Origin of the sequence: Dolichospermum circinale AWQC131C, from assembly GCF_000426905.1 — a bacterium.
GTDB classification, from domain to species: Bacteria; Cyanobacteriota; Cyanobacteriia; order Cyanobacteriales; family Nostocaceae; genus Dolichospermum; species Dolichospermum circinale.
Genome location: NZ_KE384609.1, coordinates 21,438 through 42,443, shown reverse-complemented (window position 1 = coordinate 42,443; position 21,006 = coordinate 21,438). Strand labels below are relative to the sequence as shown.

Below are 21,006 nucleotides of genomic sequence, written 5' to 3'. Positions count from 1 at the left end.
GAATCTTGCGTAAGTCCTACTACAATTAATCACTGGTATAGGTAAGTGAACTATCTAGTCAGTCAGACACAGTTTTTTGAAACCATATCATAATTACAGTAATTACAGTGAGATTTATCCCAATATCCCCCTTGAGAATATAGAAATTTCAGTAAAAACGAAAAAACGCCAAAAAAAAGGTTTTATGGTGTTGACAAAGAACTTTGAATATGTTATCCTTATCTTGATAAGGAAGAACTATCTCCAATTAATTTCTGATTCCCGTAGATAAGTGAATCATCTAGTCTATTTGGCGTAGTTAGAAAATTTTACGCTTCAATTGTGACATGGATAATTAGGTTTAACTATATCTGACAATATTTCTGTTATTTAAGCTCAATACTATTTCCCCAATATTATAGTATTTCCCAGTCTAATGAAGTACAAAATTATCCGCGTTTATCTGCGTCCATCTGCGTTCAATTATTACTGCTTGTACCTCACTTGAATGGGAAAGGCCATGATACAAGTATAATACAAATCCGAAGCTTTGTCAAGTCTTAATAGATCAAATTATGTGAATTAGGATATCCGAGATATTGAAATTTACAGAATGAAGTCAAAAATAATTATGTAATCAGGTTAGTGTTTAAAAAACTTATATATATGGGCGCACGATTTTCCACCCATAACATAAGCATAATATAAATTTTGGGATTTGTCAAGTCTTAAATAGTTACCAATTTTCTCCACCCAAGGGATAAAACCTGCATAAATAAGTGTGACCTATATACATAGGTGTGACAGATAAAATTAACCAATAAATTAAGTCTTTTGTATCTAAGGTAACAGTATTTTTTTCTTGCTTATGATATGAGTATCAAAGCAAATGCTGATATGACTAACCATAAAAGTCCAGCCTTAATTACACAAAAACACGAATGAATAAACGTATCCGCCCTTTTTATCGCCTTTTAGCACTGGCTATAGGTTCAATGGTATTGGCGATTTTCGCGCCTACAGTTGTCCAGGCCGCAGACCCGGTAACACTAGAGTCCTTAGACGCGACAACCAAACAATTACAAATTTCTGTTGATACTACCTGGGTATTACTCACAGGCTTTTTAGTATTCTTCATGCAGACCGGGTTTTCGATGTTAGAAGCAGGTTTACTGCGTCAAAGAGGTGTAGTTAATGCCCTATTAGAAAACTTTATTGATGCTGCCCTCACCATTTTAGTATGGTGGGCTGTAGGCTTTGGAATTGCTTTTGGCACAAGTAGTGGTGGGTTCATTGGTACAGACACCTTTTTCTTAAGTCAATTACCCGTTGACGGTGCTTTTAGCAATGGTAACGTGCCAGGAATAGCCTCCCAACTCAATGCTTACACCTTGTTTTTCTTCCAGTTTGCCTTTGCGGCTACTGCCAGTACAATTACTACTGGGGCAATGGCAGGAAGAACAGACTTTGTTGGCGACTTAATCTACAGTGGTATTATGGCGGCATTTAGCTATCCCCTTGTCGTTCATTGGATATGGAACTCCAGTGGCTGGTTAGGGAAAATGGGCTTTCATGACTTTGCTGGTAGTACCGCAGTTCACACCGTTGGGGGTTGGACAGCCTTAGTCGGTGCTTATTTACTAGGACCTCGTCCCGGACGTACTACTTGGGGAAAAATTCCTCCCGCCCATAACTTAGGTTTGGCGACTTTGGGAACTATGATTCTCTGGTTTGGCTGGTATGGTTTTAACCCTGGTTCAACCCTGGGTACTGCTAATACTGGTTTAATTGGTTTGATTACTCTGAATACTACATTAGGCGCTGGTGCTGGAGCTTTAGCATCCTTATTTTATCAATACAAAGGTTCAGGTAAATGGGATTTAGCCTATTGTCTGAATGGTTCTTTAGCAGGGTTGGTAGGTATTACCGCCGGTTGTGCTTTTATCGCGCCTTGGGCTGCGGTTTTGATTGGTTTAACAGGTGGAATTTTAGTAATTTTCGGTATTGATATTATTGAATCATGCAAAATTGATGACCCTGTGGGAGCATTTGCTGTTCATGGTATTAATGGTATGATGGGTACACTAGCAGTAGGCTTTTTGGGTCAACCAGAATTGACTTTGAATAAAAAAGCTGGTCTGTTTTTGGGTGGCGGTTTTGACTTGTTGGGTGTGCAGATTTTGGGTGTAGTTGCAGTATCAGTTTTTACTATTGTCTTCGCATTTGTCATGTTTAGTGTACTTAATTTTATTGGTAGGCTGCGTGTTAATAGTGAAGCTGATAAGATTGGGATTGATAAGTATGAACACGGTGCAACTGTTTGGCCTGATGTTTATGATCATGAGGAGTTTCTACAAGAGTAAAAAAATACTCTAGAAATCCTCAAGTTAACCCGTAGTTGCGAAATTAAAAATCAGAAATTTAGATCCCCGACTTCTTTGAGAAGTCGGAGATTTTTTTATTGAGGGGCTGCTGGCTGACTACCGGGGATGGTAATATCTATGGTTGTTACCTTCGTGGCTAAACTAGTTAATGGTTGTTTGATTCCAGTTTGATTTCCTACTACTAAAGTAACTAAATTTTCTGGTTTCAAATATTTCTGTGCTACCCGTTTAACGTCTGCTACTGTAGTAGCAGCAACGGCTTTTTGATAGCGAAATAAGAAATCAGCGGGATAACCATAATATTCGTATCGCATTAACCGAGATAGGGTTTGACTAGGATTTTCAAAGTTGAAAACAAAGGAATTTAGTGTGGAGTCTTTAGCATTATTTAATTCCTTAGTCGTGACATTTTCAGTTTGTAAACGCTTGATTTCCGTTTGTAGTGATTTGATGAATTGAACTGTAGTTTCCGTGCGAGTTTGTCCTCCAGCAATAAACATTCCAGGATAGTCAAAACGGGGGTTCCAGACACCATATACAGAATAAGCTAAACCTTGACGCGATCGCAACTCATTAAATAAACGTCCGCCAAAACCATTTAAAATACCATTCATAACATCCAAAGCTGGATAATCAGGACTATTGAATTTTCCACCCAAATGACCAATTAAAACACTACTTTGGGTAAGTTGAGGTTTATTAACAAAATATACCCCACCTAAATTAGCTTGAGTGACCTGTGGTAATTGGGTTTTAGTAATTTCAGGACTTGGTTTCCAGTCACCAAATTTGGCTTGAATCAGCGATCGCATTTTTTCAGGATTAAAATCGCCAACAATGCCTAAAATGAGATTATTGGGGTGAAAATATTGCTGATAGAACTTGAGTAAATCATCACGAGAAATTTGGTCAAGAGTTGCATATTCAACTGTACGCGCATAAGGGCTTTTTTTGCCATAAATTAGCTTTTTAAACTCTCGACTGGCGATACTATTAGGACTATCATTGCGACGAGAAATATCACCACGAATTTGAGTTTTTTCCAAATCCAACTTATCTTGAGCAAACGCCGGTTCACGTAATACCTCAGTAAACAGCCCAAAAGCCATTTCTAAATCTTCCTTGAGAGCTTCAAAACTCACACTACCAACAGCTTCCCCCATATCTGTTTCCACCGCTGCGGCTCGTTGTTCTAAAATCTCATTTAACTGATTTGGGGAATGTTTTTGAGTTCCACCACTGCGCAAAGTAGAACCCACCAAACCAGCTAAACCAGTTTTTTGGGCTGCTTCCCAACGGCTACCTGTTCTTACCAAAACTGTACCACTGACCAATGGTAGCTCATGATCTTCCATCAAATAAACTACCAAACCATTTTTGAGTACATACCGTTCATACTTGGGTAACTTAACCGCCGCAACCGGGGGAAACTTTAATTCATTGTAATACTTTGCTGTCGTTCCTGCCCAAGAAAAATTCAAATTTACAAAGAAACAAGCAACAACCACTACCAAAGTAAAAACAAATCGTTGTCCCCTAGAAAACTGAAATTTTTTGTTTTTCAAATCAAACCTCAACATATCCTTCTTCTCTATTTTCAATTTTTTTAGCATAGCTTTCCCTAATTTCCTAAAGAGAGATTTTCAAACCCTTCCTCTCTGCGACTCTGCGTGAAATAAAACCTCAAATTTCACCCTGGTTGTTTTGACAACAACTTACCAACAATGCGATTTTCTGGCGTAAAAGTAGTACGGGCTACTCTTTGAATATCTTCAGAAGTCACCGCTGCAATTTTATCCAATTGCAAAAACAAATTACGCCAAGAACCGGTTTTAACTTCATATTCTAACAACTGTTCTGCCATACCTGAATTAGAATCTAAACTGCGTAATAAAGACGCTCTAGCTTTAGTTTTTAATCGTTCTAATTCCACCGCAGATACAGGTTCAGTCTTCAATTTATCAATTTCTTGCCTTAAAGCGATCGCTACTTCATCTACTGTTTTTCCTGGAGATGTTAGGGCATAAAAGAACATTAAATTGGGATATTTATCCCCAGGAAATCCGCTATAACCTTCCGCATTTAAAGCTAAATTTTGTTTTTCCACCAAGGACTTATAAAGTCTTGATGTTCTCCCGTCACTCATTAAACTACCGATGATTTCATAAACTGCATGATCAGGATCGGTAATAGCTGGAACATGATAACCCTCTAAATACCAAGGTTGAGTAGATAATTCTAAAGTAACTTCCCTAGTCGCAGTTTGCTGAGGTTCTATTGGTAGTTTTTGTTGGGGTTTAGGTTTAGCTTGATAACGTCCAAAGTAAGTTTTCGCTAGTTTTTTGACTTCATTGGGGTTGACATCTCCCACAATAGCAATAGTTAAATTACTAGGAGCATAATAAGCTTTAAAAAACTTCCTCACATTCTCCGGTGTTAAGTTGCGAATATCCTGATCATAACCAATTACTGGCCTTCTATAAGGATGAACTTTGAAAGCAGCATCTATGAATTTTTCTATCATCTGACCGATAGGAGAATTTTCTACTCGTAAGCGTCTTTCTTCCAAAATTACTTCTTTTTCTTTATAAAATTCTCGAAAGACAGGATCTAAAAATCGATCAGATTCTAAAGACATCCACAATTCTAATTTATTCGCAGGAAAACTATAAAAATAGCGGGTAGCTTCTGAGGATGTAGTAGCATTTAAACCCACACCTCCAGCTTGTTCGACAATTTGCCCCATTTCGTTCTGTTTAACTAATTTTAGGGCTTGGGATTCTACTGATTTAAACTCGGTTTCTAACCGGGCTATTTCCTCTTTTTGATTCTCCGCTTTGGCGATTTTAATTTGGTTATCCAACTTTTCTAATTTTTCCAGCAGTGGGGCTTCGGCTTTGTAGTCTTTAGTACCGATGCGCTTTGTGCCTTTAAAGGCCAAATGTTCTAAAAAGTGGGCTACACCGGTTTGTCCATCTGGTTCATCAATACCACCCACATCAGCATAGGTTAAAAAGGAAACCACTGGGGCTTGATGTCTTTCTAAAACAATGAATTTTAATCCATTATCCAGACGAAATTCCGTTAAACGATTAATTACTTGTTCTAGGTAAGGCTGAATGGAATTTTGAGGCTGTTGCAAGGCTATGGCCATTTCTGGTATCCACCCCCAAGCCAAGACTATCAACGCTAAACTAGTGGCTAATAGAGAACGAAATGGGGACTTTTTCACGCCAGCGGTCAGCAAATTTAAGATTGTCTGGTGCATAAGCAAAAGTTAAGGTAAGTTTACATGACTGGAAAGACACACAGAGAGTTAACCTTCTATGAAGATTTTTGCAATTTCTCCATGCCGCGTTGCACAATAAGGCTACCAATCCTATTTTGAAGATATCAAAATACTATGCGAATTTTTAATTCCCCGCCATCATCAGAAGCACAGACCCGCGCCCGAATTTTGCAAGCAGCACAACGATTGTTTGCTACCAAGGGATTCGAGAAAACTACAACCCGTGATTTAGCACAAACCGCAGGAGTAGCCGAAGGAACTCTCTTTCGTTATTTTGACAATAAAAAAGCAATTTTGGTGGAAGTCGCCACTAATGGCTGGGTGGATATTCTCACCGATTTACTCACAGAACTCAGCGAAATGGGTAGTTATAAGGCTATAGCCCAAGTTATGCATCGTCGGATGTGGAATTTACAAAAAAACGCCGACATTATGCGTGTTTGCTTTATGGAAGTGCAATTTCATCCAGATTTGCGCGATCGCATTCAAACCGAAGTTATTGATAAAATGACAGATGTGGCTGAAGCATTTTTTCAAACAGCAATAGATAAAGGCATCTATCGTCAAATAGATGCCAAACTTGGTGCTAAAGTATTTTTAGGTTTATTTGCGATCGCTGGTTTTGCTGATCACACCCTCATAGAACCCAACGCCTCCCCCCAAGAAATGCAAAAAGTGGCGGAAGGGTTGGCGGATATCTTTCTGAATGGCGTTTTAGCAAAGGAATAGCCAATTACCAATTACTACTAACTAATTACCCATGGCTTGCGCTTCATGACTCCACTGTTGCACTAACTCAACTGCTGGACATAAATCCCGGCTGTGCAATGTTGATACTTGCAAACGCATAACTTGTCTATGCAATCTGTGAGTGGGAGTTTGCGCTAATTGGGCTATGGAAATAACACCAGCGTGAAGTAACATACCGCAATATTGAGTCCCTACACTGGGAACACGGGCTAAACCTGCTAAAACTACCCATTTATTCACAGAATGAAGATCTACCTGCAATTTACCCGCTAATATTATTCTCTCTTCTGGAGTTTTTCCTCTTGTAATTAGTTCTTCTGTGGTATTGATACCACAATTCTTTAGTTGAGCTTGTTCTTCTAGGCTTAATCCTGGTAGATCTTTAACAGGCCAATCGGATTTTTGCAGTAAACTTCTATTATTTGCACGGTTAATGGTCATTTTTTCAGCTTTTACTATGGGTTTATTTATCTAAAAATTTAGAATTTATCTAGATTCTCTCCCTTCCATTATAACACTTTGATCAAATCGCCATCTTTCTTTAGTCCGGCATCATTGACTTTATTGATAAGTTAACAAACATCAGGAAGAATTAGCAGCACAGAAATAATTAATATTTAAACTAAATACTTGAAATAAGTAGGTGAACGGAAAAAAAACAACATAAGTAACGAAAAGTAAAGTTGTCCAAAACCTGTTCCCTGTTCCCTGTTCCCTATTCCCTGTTCCCTATTCCCTTGTCATAACGACAATTTTTCACGCCAACCTACTTACTTTATAGTGAGGTGGGCATTACCCACCTCACTACAACTAATTAGCAACTTCAGCCATTTCAATTACCCGTCCGTCATAATCCTTAACTAGAAAATTCAAGGGTTTTTGATTACGAATTTTGAATTTTAAACCCCGCACTTCTACTCGCATTAAAATTAATTCTAGACACTCATGATCAAAACAAACATGACGCTGTTGATCTTTTGTGCCTAAACTAGCACCTGTGATAATATGTAATTGAGTATTTTTTTTCAGTTGATACCACAGCCCGTCCTGTCCATGATTCATGGTACTGTTAGACCAACTAGGACTAGCAGACATATACAGGGGGTCAATACTTGTTGCACCAATGGTTTGCTCATAATTGTAATAATAGTGCAAAGGTACTTCCGCTACGGGCAAATCTAACAATCCTTCATACAACTGTCGGGCAACTTCTAAATCTGATACCATAACAGTATAAACTTTAGGAGCGCTACTCAGAAACATCCACATAGCACCAGCGTAAGCCGCCAGCAGCATAATCATAATCCCTTGGGTGGAGAATAGGCTATCCAAGGGCAGGGAAGGCAAGAATGACCCTAAAGTTAGTGGACTTAGCAGGAACATTATGGAACTAGCTTCTATAACCATGAACAAACAGTATCAAAATATTGGTATAAAGTAGCCGCTTCTAATAGCGTCTATCAAGACTAACATTAAGTCCTTGTTTCTAGTTTATCAATAATCTAGTAGTCTGATCTGAGTCTATTTCACTGATTTGCAAATATTATTCAGCAGCCTTTAACTATTCCCTAGTATATTTTAACAGTTATCTAATCTAGAGATTGTGCAAATTCCCTACTTTCCTCACATTAATCACCCATTGGTAAAGTCACTATTTGATCACAGTGATCAAGAATTACTGACTTTGTTTCAACAATATCCAGATTCCGGTAAATATTTTACCGTGATTTTTTGCCGTTATAGCTCAATATTATATACTTTAAGTTGGCATTCGGCGCGATCGCCTGTACAAGCTGATTATTTGTTTGCTCTGATATGGCGACATATATTTTATCAATTAGGTAAACTAGATTTAAGTTCACAGGACGGCTTAACCCTACAAAACTGGTTAATTAATATGACCAGTTTCTATATTAACAAGATTGAACTACCACCAACAGAAACTATTCATTATTCCCTTGAGAATACTTCACCACCACTATGGTGCTATGTAGAACAAGCATTAGATCAACTACCACCAAGATCACGTTTAATGATCTTAATGGCACAAAGATTCCACTGGAATGAAACTAAAATTGCTGCTTATTTACAAGCTGAAGGAGAAGAAATTTCTCTGAGTGAAGTTACCAGTTGTCTGGAAGAGAGTTATCGAATGTTAGAAGCTAAATTACCTGCTGATATTCGGGCTATTTATTTAAACGAAAATTGAATTTATATTTTATGCTAAAATAGCACTATTTATTATCGAGCAATAGAATAAATGTAAGCAATGCTAAAAAATTCCCAGTTTTAACTTCTGATATCGTCTTGCTTACCTCTTGATCCATAACTACAAGTACAAAAGGAATTGAGATTATAGAACAAATTCACCATCCTTTAAATAGTTCCCCAGAGAAATGATCACAAAATTTAGTAAATAAGTTGCTAAAATAGGAGATTAAGTCATGTTTACTAATCACAGATAACTATGATATTATAGTCAACAGGAGGATAAAAAACCAAAAAATAAAAAATTCACCCCATCAGATGATGAATTACATAAATCAAATGATTGTCATCAAGTTTTGTCTATAAAATAGACTCGCTAATTTTTGTTCCTTAACTTTTTTAATCATGATTTTTTACATAGAAATTCCCTTAATTGGCAAAAAAGTTAAATATCCATTACGTTGGTTAATTGGTTTAATTGCCAGTGGTGCTTTAATTGTAGGAACAACAGCCACTATTAAAACCATCCAGCAAGGAAATAAACCACCAGATATAACTAAATTGACTGTCCCAGTGGCAGCAAGAGATATAACTGTCCGCATTACTGCTAGTGGTAAAATCCAACCAATTCAAAGCGTTAATATTAGTCCTAAAAGTTCTGGACTGTTGGCAGATTTAAATGTTGAACAGGGAGACAAAGTTAAGAAAGGACAAATAATTGCCCGCATGGATAATTCGGAAATTAAAATGCGAATTATCCAATACAAAGCTAATTTAGAACAGGCAAAAGCGCAATTAGCGGAAAGCCTAGCGGGAAGTCGTACCGAAGAAATTGCCCAAGGAAAAGCCCGTGTAGCCCAAGCACAGGCTCAATTAGCGATTATCCGTGAGGGGAATCGTTTACAGGAAATTCAACAAGCACAGGCTCAAGTAGACTCGGCAAAAGCTGCTGTGGAATTAACTGAATCACGTTTAAAACGTTATCAAGATTTAGCAAAAAATGGAGCAATTTCTCAAGATAGTTTAGAACAATATATCAGTGAAAATAGAAAAGCAAAAGCCAATTTAGAAGAAGCTAAAAAACGATTATCCTTACTGAAAATTGGCAACCGTAACCAAGATATTCAAAAACAACAAGCAATAGTTAATCAGGAAAAGGAAGCTTTAAGAAAATTAGAAAATGGTAATCGTCCTGAAGAAATTGCCAGATTAAAAGCAGCAGTAGCTAGTGCAGAAGCTCAATTAAAACAACAACAAGTACAATTAGAAGATACAATTATCCGCGCTCCTTTTGCAGGCATTATTACTCAAAGATACGCGACAGTGGGGGGTTTTGTTAGTCCTGCTGTTTCTGCTTCCAGTAGTGCTTCTGCTACCTCAACTTCTATAGTAGCTTTAGCTAAAGGATTAGAAGTTTTAGCAAATGTTCCTGAAGTAGATATATCCCAAATTAAACAAGGACAAAAAGTAGAAATTACCGTTGATGCTTATCCCGATGAAATTTTTCATGGACAAGTGCGTTTGATTGCTCCTGAAGCGGTAGTTGAGCAAAATGTCACCTCATTTCAGGTGCGGGTTACTGTTAATAAAGGGTCTGAAAAACTGCGTTCAGGAATGAATGTGAGTGAAGTGACATTTGTTGGTAATAACATCCAAAATGCCCTATTAATTCCCCAGGAGTTAATTGTTACTCGCAAGGGAAAAACTGGAGTGTGGTTATTAGGTGAAAAAAATCAACCTGAGTTTAATCTAGTCAGAATTGGTGCGAATATTGATAACGAAGTTCAAGTTTTAGATGGTCTTAAAGCCGGAGATAGGATATTTATTGATCTACCTAAAACGAAGGAAAAAGGTAAAACAGAATCGAGCAAAGAAAATAAAAATTAAACATAAAAATTCAGCACAAATTATGGACATTTTAGAAAGCTTTAAAATGGCAACTACCACCTTATTAGCTAATAAGTTGCGAAGTAGTTTAACTATGTTGGGAATTATTATTGGCAATGCCTCAGTTATTGGTATGATTGGGATTGGAGAAGGAGCAAAAATATTTACAAATAAGCAATTTCAGTCCTTGGGACCTAATACTTTATTTGTTATTCCCGGTAGTCCAGGAACTCGCAGTAGAGTAACAGGAGTACCGAGAACTTTGGTTTTACAAGACGCTAAAGCAATAGCTAAACAAGTCCGCGCAGTCAAAGAAGTTGCTCCAGAGATTAATAACCGAATTACAATCACTTATCGCAATATAAATACAACAAGTACGGTGATCGGTACTACACCTAATTATCCCACAGTTCGTAATTTAGAAATTAAAGAAGGTAGGTTTTTTAATGATTTCGATATTAAACGGAGTAAAAGAGTAGCAATATTAGGTCCAGATTTAGCCAATAAACTATTTGATAATCAAAATCCTCTGGGTCAGAAAATCCGCATTCAAAATACTACCTTTCAAGTAATTGGTTTAACCGTAGCCAAAGGTTCTTCCTTTGGGAGTAACAATGATGATACCGTTTATATTCCCATTAATACCATGTTTAGTCGTTTAGTGGGGAGAACATCCCCTTTTGGTATTAATATTGCTATGATTTCTGTATCAGCGAAGGATGAAAATAGTATATCAGCAGCAGAGTTTCAAATGGCAAATTTACTGCGTCGTCGGCACAAAATTACCCGCGAAGATGATTTTACCATTCAAACCCAAAAAAACCTCTTAGAAATCAGTAATTCAATTACCGGAGGATTGACAATAATGTTAGCTGCAATAGCTAGTATTTCCTTATTTGTGGGTGGGATTGGGATTATGAATATTATGCTAGTTTCTGTGACTGAACGTACTCAAGAAATTGGACTGCGGAAAGCTATTGGTGCAACCCAACAGGACATCCTTCTGCAATTTATGATTGAAGCCGTGATATTATCAGTAACTGGTGGTTTAATCGGCATTATTTTAGGGGGTGGTAGCATCATTTTAGTGGGAATATTTACTCCTTTTCAATCTACAATTTCCCCAGCAGCAGTTCTTTTAACTGCGAGTGTTTCTGGTGCTATTGGTTTATTCTTCGGTGTAGTTCCGGCTCGTCGCGCGGCTCAACTTGATCCTATGGTAGCACTAAGAACGGCGTAAAAATAATTGAAAATTACATATCTGGTATCGGTTTAACTACCAATTATCAGAGCAACCACGGGGGATTTGCCCCTACATAAAATCGCCATCTTGTAGATTACATAATCGGTGTTCTAGTCATCGCATTTTTAATTACAGCAGTTCCCGGTATTATGAAGTACAGATATTAATGATAAAACTCTTGTGGTGCGGGCATCTTGCCCGCACAAAGTGTACCTCACTCAAGCTCAACTTGCTGTAAAATTCACACAAACAGCAATCTATACGTTACAATAACAATCTACATGAGGATAAATCTTTATGGCTAATACTCTGACTTTTAATGATACGAATGTTCCTCAATCTGCACCAGAATCAGCAATTATCAGTTTAGAGGATATTTTTAAAGTTTATGGAATTGGAGATATAGAAGTTAAAGCACTTAATCAAGTGAATTTGGTGATAGAAAAAGGTGAATATTGTTCGATAATGGGTCCTTCTGGTTCGGGGAAATCCACAGCCATGAATATTATCGGTTGTTTAGATCGTCCTAGTCAGGGAAGTTATTATTTAGATAATTTGAATGTCGCGCAAATGAGTGATACAGAATTGGCGCATATTCGTAATAAAAAATTAGGGTTTGTCTTTCAACAATTCCATTTATTAAACCAATTAACAGCCTTAGAAAATGTCATGTTACCAATGGTATATGCTGGTGTTAAACCTGGGGAAAGAAAAGAACGAGCCACAGAAGCATTAATCAAGGTCGGTTTAGAAAAACGCCTCAATAATAAACCTACCCAATTATCAGGAGGACAACAACAAAGAGTAGCGATCGCTCGCGCCATTGTCAACCGTCCCGTTGTTCTCCTGGCTGACGAACCCACCGGCGCACTTGATTCTCATACAACTCAAGAAGTATTAGATTTATTTAGTGAACTTAATAGCAGTGGGATTACTGTTGTTATCGTCACCCATGAATCAGAAGTTGCGCGCCAAACTAAGCGCATTGTTTGGTTTCGTGATGGTGAAGTTGTTCATTCTCATCTTACTCCCAATGAATTACATCAGGTTGTTATATCTTAAATTTTGGTATTGTTGAATTGAGGTATGAAATTCTAGAATTGAACCTTTTTTTAAAACTCTTACCTTTGCGTAAGACTAAAATTCATCTGCTTAATCAACAATACTGTTTTACCTTCTACCATTTTTTTGTCCCTGGATTATATTTTGGATAGGTCTAATATGATGAGGAAGGTTCTAATTGCGGTTAAATATTGCCAGATGGAAAGTTATCCCTGGGATTATGGGAACGATTTGGTTATGTTTCCTATCCAGTTCCCTAGCGATCAGGCCTTACCAAAGTCGCGCCTTCACTAAGGAGGGAACATTTACCGCTCAGATTGAGGGGGCTGCTGTTGATAAAAATGGAAATTTATATGCTGTGAGCTTTGGACAAAAGGAAACGATTGGTCGGGTTACTCCAGATGGGGTTAGCAGCTTATTTGTTAATATGCCCAAGGGTAGTACCGCTAATGGTATTCGGTTTAACCGTCGAGATGAGATGTTTGTCGCTGACTATACAGGACACAAGGTGCTGAAAATCACTCCAGAGGCCAAAATCAGTGTGTTTGCTGATGAACCCAAAATGAATCAACCAAATGATTTGGCTATTATGGACAATGATATTCTCTTTGCCAGTGATCCCAATTGGAAAGAGGGTACGGGTCAGTTGTGGCGTATCAATAAAGATGGTAAAACTGAACTGTTGGAAAAAAATATGGGAACGACCAACGGCATTGAAGTGTCACCAGATCAGACCAAACTTTACGTTAACGAAACTAAGCAACTTAGAGTTTGGGTGTATGATTTAAATTCAAAAGGTGAAGTAAGTCACAAAAGACTACTACATCAATTTTCCGATGGTGGTTTGGATGGAATGCGTAGCGATATCATGGGAAACCTGTATATCACCCGCTGGGGCAAAGGAGAAGTTGTGAAAATGTCTCCCGAAGGAAAAATCCTCAAAACTATCCCACTCATTGGTCAAAAACCAACCAACCTTGACTTTGGAGGCCAGGATGGACGCACTTGCTTTGTGACTATAGCCGATAAAGGCAATATAGAGACCTTTCAAGTCGAACATCCGGGCAGGTCTTGGAAAATGCGGCATCGCGCTAAAAATGCTAATTGAAAAAATCCTTGATTCGTAGGTTGGGTTAAGGTAGGTTCACATTTCTGGTGAAAGTGGATTCAGGCCAGTCTAATCTTGACGTGGTTGATTTTTTCAATATCTGCAACCCCTAAACCCAATGCAGTAGCAATCATTATATGCTGGGGCTGACGCATATCAAATCCTTCTTCCTCCAAGGTTGTTCCTCCCGTAATACCTGTTTGCTTGGCTGAAGCTTGGACTCCCATTCTCCCGGTTTTGGCCACAGGAGGTAGATTCATGGCAACACGCTTGGCATCAATGATTTGCCACTCAATGCGATCCATGGCTACTGGGTCCGTAGCAAAGAACAGGGAGCGATAAGGCCAAGTATAGGGCGAATCCTTTTTACCAAAAGGTCCCTTTTGATACACTCCTACCAATCCATCCATAATGTTAAGCACAGTCTTTTCTCGAATGGGCTGGAGGGAACAGATGGTAGGAATGAAAATATTACAGGCGTTAGTTTCCGGTTTGGCATGACTGCGGGCGACATTATTAACTAGTCCATGGGAGAGGTTCTTCAAAGCACCAGTGATACCAGCGGAACCATGATCTTTGAGTACAGGAATATTAATTAATTTGTTAATTTGCTTGGAGACTATATTACAAAGATGCGATCGCCGGGTACGATCATCTTTGGGGTCATGAAGTTTGGGATCAATAAGTTCCATATAGGCGTAAACTTCTGGATCGTATCCCTTGATATCAAGTTGAACATCGTCATACTTTTCTACTGCACCTCCACCCCGCACACCATCAGGGAGATGTTTTTGGTAGCCAGCTTTAGCCCACATATCGCCATAGCGATCAAAAATAATTATATCTTGCGGTTTAACACCAGCAGACTTCAATCCATCAACGACTTCATAAATTAAGACATGATTAGAGATAGCCAGGGGTGCGCCCACTGGGTTCACCTTAATTCCTACTACATCCCCACGCTCAAACATGGAACGCCAGGAACTGACATTATCTGCTGCACCTGTTAACTCCATCATGCCACGGGCAACCATCTGGCGAACTGGTTCACGACGAAATTCACCATTAACTACAGATTCAATATGCCCGACTTCCACAACCCGTCCGGGGAAGGAACCTGGGATACCTAATCGTGAAACTACTGGTGTAGCTGTTGCCAGAGAAAATTTGTGGAATATTCCCATCACACTACCCGCCCCTACTGAGAGTGTTCCTAATAAAAGCTGACGGCGGTTAATGTTTAATAAGTTATCAGAAAAGTTACTCATACTTTAAAAACCAGATATCTGATTGGGGTGAAATTAGCGAAGATTAGCAATAAGGGGTTTCTACCTTGAAAAACGTAGTTTTTTGAAATTACAACATTGACCTGACTCAGATACAACATTAGCGGGCAGGATGCCCGCACCACAAGAGTTTTATCATTAATATCTGTACCTCATGACACGGGAATTTGATCTTCTTGCTTAAAGCTCAAAACTCAAACGAAAAACTCATTATTGACGCACTCATTCGCAACACGAAAAATTGGCTTTGAGATTGTCAAATAATCAGGCTTGATTCTTACACAATTAGCAAGAGATTACTATCTATCCAAAGGTAGTTGCCAACAGTTTAAAATAACGGGATTTTATTTGTTAGTACAGACTATGTGGTTAATTTCTACGGTGTTTAAGTCCCTAGCCCTAATTACTATGAAACAATTGAAAAATTTTAAATACAAAAAAACACTCAATGATGTTTTTTTATCTCTATTATTTATATTAGTTATATTATTTATACTTTCTTTCTCCCTGACAGCATTTGCACGTAACCAACCGTTTTATACTATTTTTCACACAAGTACACCAATAATCATTGATGGTAAATTAGATGAGCCAGGATGGACAGCAGCGCCGGATCTAGGGAAATTCAAATTTCCCTGGTGGAAATCGGGGAAGCAGGAACAAACAGTCAGTAAATTGCTGTGGGATAATGATAATTTATATGTATCTTTTATTGTTGAAGATGCACATATTTGGGCAGAACAAACTCAGCGTGATAGTGCAGTTTATAAGGACGATTGTGTAGAAGTGTTTACAGCACCGAATGTAGATAAACCCCAGGTCTATTTTAATATTGAAATGAACGTGCGGGGGGCATTTCTAGATCAATTTCATCCTCAAGGTCCAGTACGGCCATTCACCTCCGAATGGAATGGTGAAGGCATAAAAATTGCTACCTCAATTGTCGGGACGCTAAATGACGACAGTGATACAGATAAATATTGGATTTTAGAAGCGGCGATTCCCTTCAGCAATTTTGCTAAGGTAGCTAAGAATACACCAGCCAAATCAGGAGAAATTTGGCATCTCAACCTGAACCGCTTAGGTGGTAAAACAAATCCACAGCACAGCCAATGGTCTCCCAGCCAAACTCCAGACCCCCAATTTCATGTCCCCGAAGATTTTGGTCGTATGGTATTTTTAAGAATGGAGAGTCCATTTTGGCAAAGATAAAATAAATTTTGGCAAAATAGGTAAAGATTGTAGAGCCGAGAATCCCTACCCATTGAACGTCTATGACCAATATTTTGTGTTCCTCAAAATGAATACTATACCCGAATCTATACCCAACTGGGAAGAAGAACTAGACAGTGCCATTTTTACCTTTGACGATATTCAAGCAGAACTTAATTACAAACAGGCCAAAACCGCATTACGAAACTTAGTGAATAATCTGGATCTTTCTCCTGGGGAAAAATTAGGTTTAGAAGCTGAAATTCACGATTTGGAAACTATGCTAGATAAATTAGAAAGCATGGTAGTCCAAATTGCTGCTTTTGGTATGGTAGGACGTGGTAAATCTTCTCTTCTTAATGCTTTAGTGGGAGAAGAGGTTTTTGTTACTGGTCCTTTACATGGTGTAACTCGTGATGCTCAAATGGTAAATTGGAGTATTAGTGAAGAAGTTTTGGGAACTTTGAAAGCTACATTACCTAGCAACGGCCAATCTCAAGTGGAATTAATTGATACTCCTGGATTAGATGAGGTAGACGGTGAAACTCGCGCCGCTTTGGCTGAACAAATTGCTAAACAAGCTGATTTAATTCTGTTTGTGATTGCAGGAGATATGACTAAAGTTGAACAACTAGCTTTATCTCAATTACGAGAAGTAGGTAAACCGATAATTTTGGTCTTTAATAAAGTTGATCAATATCCTGAAACTGACAGAATTACAATTTACAAAAAAATTCGAGATGATAGGGTACGAGAATTACTTTCACCAGCAGAAATTGTCATGGCTTCCGCTGCTCCATTGGTGAGAATTGCAGTACAAAATTCTGATGGTACTAGAAGTGTAAGATTACAAAAAGGTAAGTCGCAAGTTGAAGAACTAAAATTAAAAATTTTGGAAGTTCTCCACCGTGAAGGTAAGGCTTTAGTGGCTTTAAATACTATGCTTTATGCTGATCATGTGAATGAGCAATTGATAGAACGAAAATTAATAATTAGGGAAGAAAATGCTAATCAGTTGATTTGGAAAGCAGTAATTACTAAGGCATTGGCGATCGCCCTCAATCCTGTTACAGTGGTTGATATATTAAGTGCTGTCATTATAGATATTTCTTTAATTTTAGGTTTATCTAAACTTTATGGTATCCCTATGACAGAAAATGGTGCTGTTAAATTATTGCAAAAAATCGCTGTGAGTATGGGTGGTATTGGTGCTAGTGAACTATTCGCAAATCTTGGTTTAAGTGGTTTAAAAACTTTGTTAGGAATCTCAACAACGGCTACCGCAGGAATGACAATTGGTCCCTATTTATCCATAGCTATGACTCAAGCCGGAGTAGCTGGTGTCTCTTCTTATGGTATCGGACAAGTTACTAAAGCTTATTTAGCAAATGGTGCAAATTGGGGACCAGATGGACCAAAAGCAGTAGTTAAGCAAATTCTCTCAACTTTAAATGAAACTTCGATTTTAAACCGCATTAAAGATGAATTATTGACGAAAGTTAAACTGAGAAAAAAAATCTCAAATTAGAGGATGTTTTAAAAGTTCGCTTCCCGTCAGGGATACGCTATTATACAAACTACAGCGTTTTTCGCTCTGATAAGGTATAAAGTTGAATCATGAAACTCTTGTGGTGCGGGCATCTTGCCCGCTAGATATGTACCTCATAACACCAGTAAGTGCTGTATGTCGGTTTTTTTCCGCTCACCTACTTACAAACTGATTTTCGTTTAAGATAATCAAATTACATGATATTAAATCATTATGTTCAGAGAAGAAGCTAAGTGGTTAGCAAATATTATCTATTCTCTCAATCCTAACAGTGTATTCCCTATGCTGAATATTGGTAGTTCTAACAAAAAATTTAGAGAACAAGAACAACCCTGGATTGATGAGTTATTATTCAAACCCGCAAGAAGTAAAGGCTACTCAGTAATTCATACGGACATAAAAAATGATATAGGTGTTGATCTCGTCGGAGACTTATGCAACGTTGATTTTTTAAAGCAACTTTCAGAAATGAATATTCAATCTGTTATCTGTTCTAACCTATTGGAACACATCAATAACAGAGAAGAAATCAGTAAAATTATTAGCTCTATTGTCCCTAAAAATGGCTATCTTTTTGTGACAGTTCCCTATCAATATCCCTATCACTGCGATCCTATTGATACAATGTTTCGACCCAATATCCAGGAATTAAGTAGCCTGTTTCCCGATTTCAAAATTGTCAATGGGGAAATTCTCCCAGGAGGTTATTTAGTACAATCAACTACTACTACTCCCATATTGTATACACTAGCGATGTTGATTCGACTTATGTTACCCATTTACCAACCATTGCGTTGGGTTGATTCTCTAAAATATGCTCTATGGCTATTCAAAGATATTTCTGTTAGCTGTGTTGTGTTGGAAAAAGTTAATTAGGGCTGACTGATAGCTTGTGTGGTGTCTCTCGTTCCCAGTCTCCAGAGTGGGAACGAGATAAATGTGATTAAGGATGAGAGGAATCTTGGAAAATGGCTTGGTTTTGAAACCAATCCTTACCCACCTGGATACTAATATCTGAGCCAATATTACCAGTGCTTTCTACGCGCACTTCCCCAAATCCCAAGAGACTACGTAATGATTCTGCACTATTTCCGTCTCCTTGTTGGGCGACAATGTGAGTTACTTCTAAGGGTTGTCCCCAGGGTTTAGAGATAAAAATATTGGTATATCCGGCTTTTTCCAATGTTCTAATTAGGGGACGCAACTGTGAGCGATTCCTGCGGAGTGCTTCGCTATCGCTCCCTGTACTGTCTTGAATAGCTACACGCAAACGACTAGGATCACTGGACTGTAGTTCTGTTTTTGCTTCTGAATCAAAGTGCTGAGATACTAGTTTACCAATAGCTCGTCTATCTGGTACCCAGTAGCTGGCATCAAACTCACGATTTTCACTGAAGCGTCCAGGTAACATTAACATTTGCATATTTGAGCGACTGGTTTTTGAGCCAAAACCCACCAGTGCTATTAATTCTTCAACGGATAAGTTGGTATCAATATTTTCTTTAACAACATTCAGAATGTCCGGTAATCGAGTAATAGTTGTCGGGTTTAAAGACTGTTCAATTAAAGCCCGTAACACCATTTGCTGACGTTGAATCCGACCAATATCCCCCAATTCATCATGACGATAACGTAACAATTGTAACGCTTGTTCACCGTTAAGATGTTGTTGACCTGCCTTTAAATTAATATATAAATGCTGGGAATCATCTCGGTATTTCATATCTTTGGGGACATAAACATTGACCCCACCCAAAGCTTCAATTAACTTACTAACTCCTAAAACATTAATGCGTACATAGCGATCTACCCCGATTCCGCCTAAGAGATTACTAACGGTTTTCGCTGTTAAAGCCGGACCTCCCTCCACATTAGCAGCATTAATTTTTTTGATGCCGTAGCCTTCAATTTCTGTGCGGGTATCTCTAGGAACAGAGAGCATGACTATTTTGTTGGTCTCTGGATCAAATTTGATCAACAGCATGACATCAGCAAGACCGTCAAAAGAATTAATTTGGGGTAAATAACCGAGACTTTTGCTATCAACGGGGGGGTTTTGTACATCTGGGGGTAGTACACTCATACCCATGAGGAGGATATTCACAGGACGGGTTAATTGAGAAAATTGTAACCCATTCCCAGAGATGCGATCGCCATCAAATACTGCTTCTTCCTGGGGAGTAAGTTGAGCTTGTTGCAAAGGTGTACTTTCCCAAGAAACTGCTAACAGCGCTCCTGCCAGCCCTGATAATATAGCAATTCCTCCCATACCCACTATAAACCATAGCCACCGTCCCGATTTTGATGGGCGAGAAATTTTCCGCCTATATTTAGCTTTTGCGGATCTTTGTTGTGCTGCTGATGTTTTTTGACTAGTCACAGACTTCCTCTCACCTACGATTTTGAATAACGTAAATTTGCCGACTCAATACATCTAAAACAAATCAAACTATGATAGCCAATTTTTGATTAAGTTTGCTATGGCGAAGGACTAAATTAAACTCAATGCAATAATTTTCAACTAACTGCATTGCCATTAGAAATTTCAGTCCAATAAATAGACATCTGGTAAAAATTAAATGTGGCTCATTTGCCACTGTTGTATAGAGACATCCCTGATGCAAGTATTCTCTCCTTGACAATTTTTACCTTTATATCTCTAATACTTACGCCATGCTTCCTCGGACAAATTACTAAATCCTGGTAAACGCGCAGATTTGCCTTGAATGACCCGAAAAATCAACCAAAGACTGACTAAAAAATAACCAGAAGTCAAGAAACTATTGAGGATTAACAACCGCAGTGTCAAAAAATCCGCAGCTGCTCCAGTAGTTAACAATAAATAACTTAATATCCATATCAAAGCCAAAGTGATAGATAGACGGCTCACAGTCAGTTGTTCTCGACTACCCTGACGGTTATACAGAGTCCACAGAGAGGGAAAAAAGCCGATAATAGGAATCAAGGAGAAAATTAACTGTGTTTTCAGAGCATCTGTATCTTTTACTGTCAGGTTATCCATAGTGGTTGATGTGATCATAAACTAAAG

General features: G+C 38.3%; 17 protein-coding genes. 10 read left to right on the top strand and 7 right to left on the bottom strand.

Annotated features, from left to right (window positions below; genetic code table 11):
- Nucleotides 1-920: 920 nt before the first annotated feature.
- Nucleotides 921-2,342, top strand: coding sequence for an ammonium transporter (locus ACIR131C_RS22455; RefSeq protein ID WP_035371814.1), 1,422 nt, complete (start codon nt 921-923; stop codon nt 2,340-2,342).
- Between the two features lie 95 nt (nt 2,343-2,437).
- Here the strand turns inward: ACIR131C_RS22455 and ACIR131C_RS0110305 are convergent, their stop codons facing one another.
- Complete coding sequence (locus tag ACIR131C_RS0110305; protein WP_028090122.1) at nt 2,438-3,943, bottom strand: M16 family metallopeptidase; 1,506 nt, start codon at nt 3,941-3,943, stop codon at nt 2,438-2,440.
- A 110-nt stretch (nt 3,944-4,053) separates the two neighbouring features.
- Nucleotides 4,054-5,631, bottom strand: a complete 1,578-nt coding sequence (locus ACIR131C_RS0110300; protein WP_028090121.1) for a M16 family metallopeptidase — start codon at nt 5,629-5,631, stop codon at nt 4,054-4,056.
- Nucleotides 5,632-5,766: 135 nt separating this feature from the next.
- Between ACIR131C_RS0110300 and ACIR131C_RS0110295 the strand changes: the two genes are divergently transcribed.
- On the top strand, nt 5,767-6,381 hold the full coding sequence (locus ACIR131C_RS0110295) for a TetR/AcrR family transcriptional regulator (protein WP_028090120.1): 615 nt from the start codon (nt 5,767-5,769) through the stop codon (nt 6,379-6,381).
- A 21-nt stretch (nt 6,382-6,402) separates the two neighbouring features.
- Here ACIR131C_RS0110295 and ACIR131C_RS0110290 read toward each other — a convergent pair whose 3' ends face one another.
- Entirely contained in the window at nt 6,403-6,843 is a 441-nt protein-coding gene (locus ACIR131C_RS0110290; protein WP_028090119.1) for a DUF4332 domain-containing protein, read from the bottom strand.
- Between the two features lie 369 nt (nt 6,844-7,212).
- Entirely contained in the window at nt 7,213-7,809 is a 597-nt protein-coding gene (locus tag ACIR131C_RS0110285) for a hypothetical protein (RefSeq protein ID WP_028085329.1), read from the bottom strand.
- Nucleotides 7,810-8,005: 196 nt separating this feature from the next.
- Here ACIR131C_RS0110285 and ACIR131C_RS0110280 point away from each other — a divergent pair, with 196 nt between their 5' ends.
- The 5 genes from ACIR131C_RS0110280 to ACIR131C_RS0110260 all read left to right on the top strand — a co-directional run bounded on the left by ACIR131C_RS0110280 (nt 8,006) and on the right by ACIR131C_RS0110260 (nt 13,910).
- Nucleotides 8,006-8,611, top strand: a complete 606-nt coding sequence (locus ACIR131C_RS0110280; protein ID WP_028085330.1) for a hypothetical protein — start codon at nt 8,006-8,008, stop codon at nt 8,609-8,611.
- A 404-nt stretch (nt 8,612-9,015) separates the two neighbouring features.
- Nucleotides 9,016-10,497 carry an efflux RND transporter periplasmic adaptor subunit gene (locus ACIR131C_RS0110275; RefSeq protein ID WP_028090118.1) on the top strand — a complete coding sequence of 494 codons (1,482 nt, stop codon included), beginning with the start codon at nt 9,016-9,018 and terminating at the stop codon, nt 10,495-10,497.
- A gap of 22 nt (nt 10,498-10,519) precedes the next feature.
- Nucleotides 10,520-11,737: an ABC transporter permease gene (locus ACIR131C_RS0110270; protein ID WP_028090117.1), complete on the top strand. Its 1,218-nt coding sequence runs from the start codon at nt 10,520-10,522 to the stop codon at nt 11,735-11,737.
- A 300-nt stretch (nt 11,738-12,037) separates the two neighbouring features.
- A complete protein-coding gene (locus ACIR131C_RS0110265; RefSeq protein ID WP_028090116.1) occupies nt 12,038-12,802 on the top strand; it encodes an ABC transporter ATP-binding protein in 765 nt (254 codons plus the stop codon).
- A gap of 178 nt (nt 12,803-12,980) precedes the next feature.
- The gene (locus ACIR131C_RS0110260) at nt 12,981-13,910 is read left to right on the top strand and encodes an SMP-30/gluconolactonase/LRE family protein (protein ID WP_196811750.1); all 930 of its coding nucleotides are present in this window, start codon (nt 12,981-12,983) and stop codon (nt 13,908-13,910) included.
- A 59-nt stretch (nt 13,911-13,969) separates the two neighbouring features.
- Here the strand turns inward: ACIR131C_RS0110260 and ACIR131C_RS22450 are convergent, their stop codons facing one another.
- Complete coding sequence (locus ACIR131C_RS22450) at nt 13,970-15,178, bottom strand: DUF362 domain-containing protein (protein ID WP_051347531.1); 1,209 nt, start codon at nt 15,176-15,178, stop codon at nt 13,970-13,972.
- Nucleotides 15,179-15,544: 366 nt separating this feature from the next.
- Here ACIR131C_RS22450 and ACIR131C_RS0110250 point away from each other — a divergent pair, with 366 nt between their 5' ends.
- The 3 genes from ACIR131C_RS0110250 to ACIR131C_RS0110240 all read left to right on the top strand — a co-directional run bounded on the left by ACIR131C_RS0110250 (nt 15,545) and on the right by ACIR131C_RS0110240 (nt 18,833).
- On the top strand, nt 15,545-16,408 hold the full coding sequence (locus tag ACIR131C_RS0110250; protein ID WP_231395441.1) for a carbohydrate-binding family 9-like protein: 864 nt from the start codon (nt 15,545-15,547) through the stop codon (nt 16,406-16,408).
- Between the two features lie 88 nt (nt 16,409-16,496).
- On the top strand, nt 16,497-17,936 hold the full coding sequence (locus tag ACIR131C_RS0110245) for a GTP-binding protein (RefSeq protein ID WP_028090113.1): 1,440 nt from the start codon (nt 16,497-16,499) through the stop codon (nt 17,934-17,936).
- Between the two features lie 234 nt (nt 17,937-18,170).
- Nucleotides 18,171-18,833, top strand: a complete 663-nt coding sequence (locus ACIR131C_RS0110240; RefSeq protein WP_028090112.1) for a methyltransferase type 11 — start codon at nt 18,171-18,173, stop codon at nt 18,831-18,833.
- Between the two features lie 67 nt (nt 18,834-18,900).
- Here ACIR131C_RS0110240 and ACIR131C_RS0110235 read toward each other — a convergent pair whose 3' ends face one another.
- Nucleotides 18,901-20,337, bottom strand: a complete 1,437-nt coding sequence (locus tag ACIR131C_RS0110235) for an LCP family protein (RefSeq protein ID WP_028090111.1) — start codon at nt 20,335-20,337, stop codon at nt 18,901-18,903.
- A gap of 279 nt (nt 20,338-20,616) precedes the next feature.
- The gene (locus tag ACIR131C_RS0110230) at nt 20,617-20,997 is read right to left on the bottom strand and encodes a hypothetical protein (RefSeq protein WP_028090110.1); all 381 of its coding nucleotides are present in this window, start codon (nt 20,995-20,997) and stop codon (nt 20,617-20,619) included.
- Nucleotides 20,998-21,006 lie beyond the last annotated feature (9 nt).

Bases quoted from the DNA above. Each gene is read 5' to 3' on its own strand.
- ACIR131C_RS22455 (WP_035371814.1), top strand. From the start codon at position 921: ATGAATAAACGTATCCGCCCTTTTTATCGCCTTTTAGCACTGGCTATA.
- ACIR131C_RS0110305 (WP_028090122.1), bottom strand. From the start codon at position 3,943: ATGTTGAGGTTTGATTTGAAAAACAAAAAATTTCAGTTTTCTAGGGGA.
- ACIR131C_RS0110300 (WP_028090121.1), bottom strand. From the start codon at position 5,631: ATGCACCAGACAATCTTAAATTTGCTGACCGCTGGCGTGAAAAAGTCC.
- ACIR131C_RS0110295 (WP_028090120.1), top strand. From the start codon at position 5,767: ATGCGAATTTTTAATTCCCCGCCATCATCAGAAGCACAGACCCGCGCC.
- ACIR131C_RS0110290 (WP_028090119.1), bottom strand. From the start codon at position 6,843: ATGACCATTAACCGTGCAAATAATAGAAGTTTACTGCAAAAATCCGAT.
- ACIR131C_RS0110285 (WP_028085329.1), bottom strand. From the start codon at position 7,809: ATGGTTATAGAAGCTAGTTCCATAATGTTCCTGCTAAGTCCACTAACT.
- ACIR131C_RS0110275 (WP_028090118.1), top strand. From the start codon at position 9,016: ATGATTTTTTACATAGAAATTCCCTTAATTGGCAAAAAAGTTAAATAT.
- ACIR131C_RS0110270 (WP_028090117.1), top strand. From the start codon at position 10,520: ATGGACATTTTAGAAAGCTTTAAAATGGCAACTACCACCTTATTAGCT.
- ACIR131C_RS0110265 (WP_028090116.1), top strand. From the start codon at position 12,038: ATGGCTAATACTCTGACTTTTAATGATACGAATGTTCCTCAATCTGCA.
- ACIR131C_RS22450 (WP_051347531.1), bottom strand. From the start codon at position 15,178: ATGAGTAACTTTTCTGATAACTTATTAAACATTAACCGCCGTCAGCTT.
- ACIR131C_RS0110245 (WP_028090113.1), top strand. From the start codon at position 16,497: ATGAATACTATACCCGAATCTATACCCAACTGGGAAGAAGAACTAGAC.
- ACIR131C_RS0110240 (WP_028090112.1), top strand. From the start codon at position 18,171: ATGTTCAGAGAAGAAGCTAAGTGGTTAGCAAATATTATCTATTCTCTC.
- ACIR131C_RS0110230 (WP_028090110.1), bottom strand. From the start codon at position 20,997: ATGATCACATCAACCACTATGGATAACCTGACAGTAAAAGATACAGAT.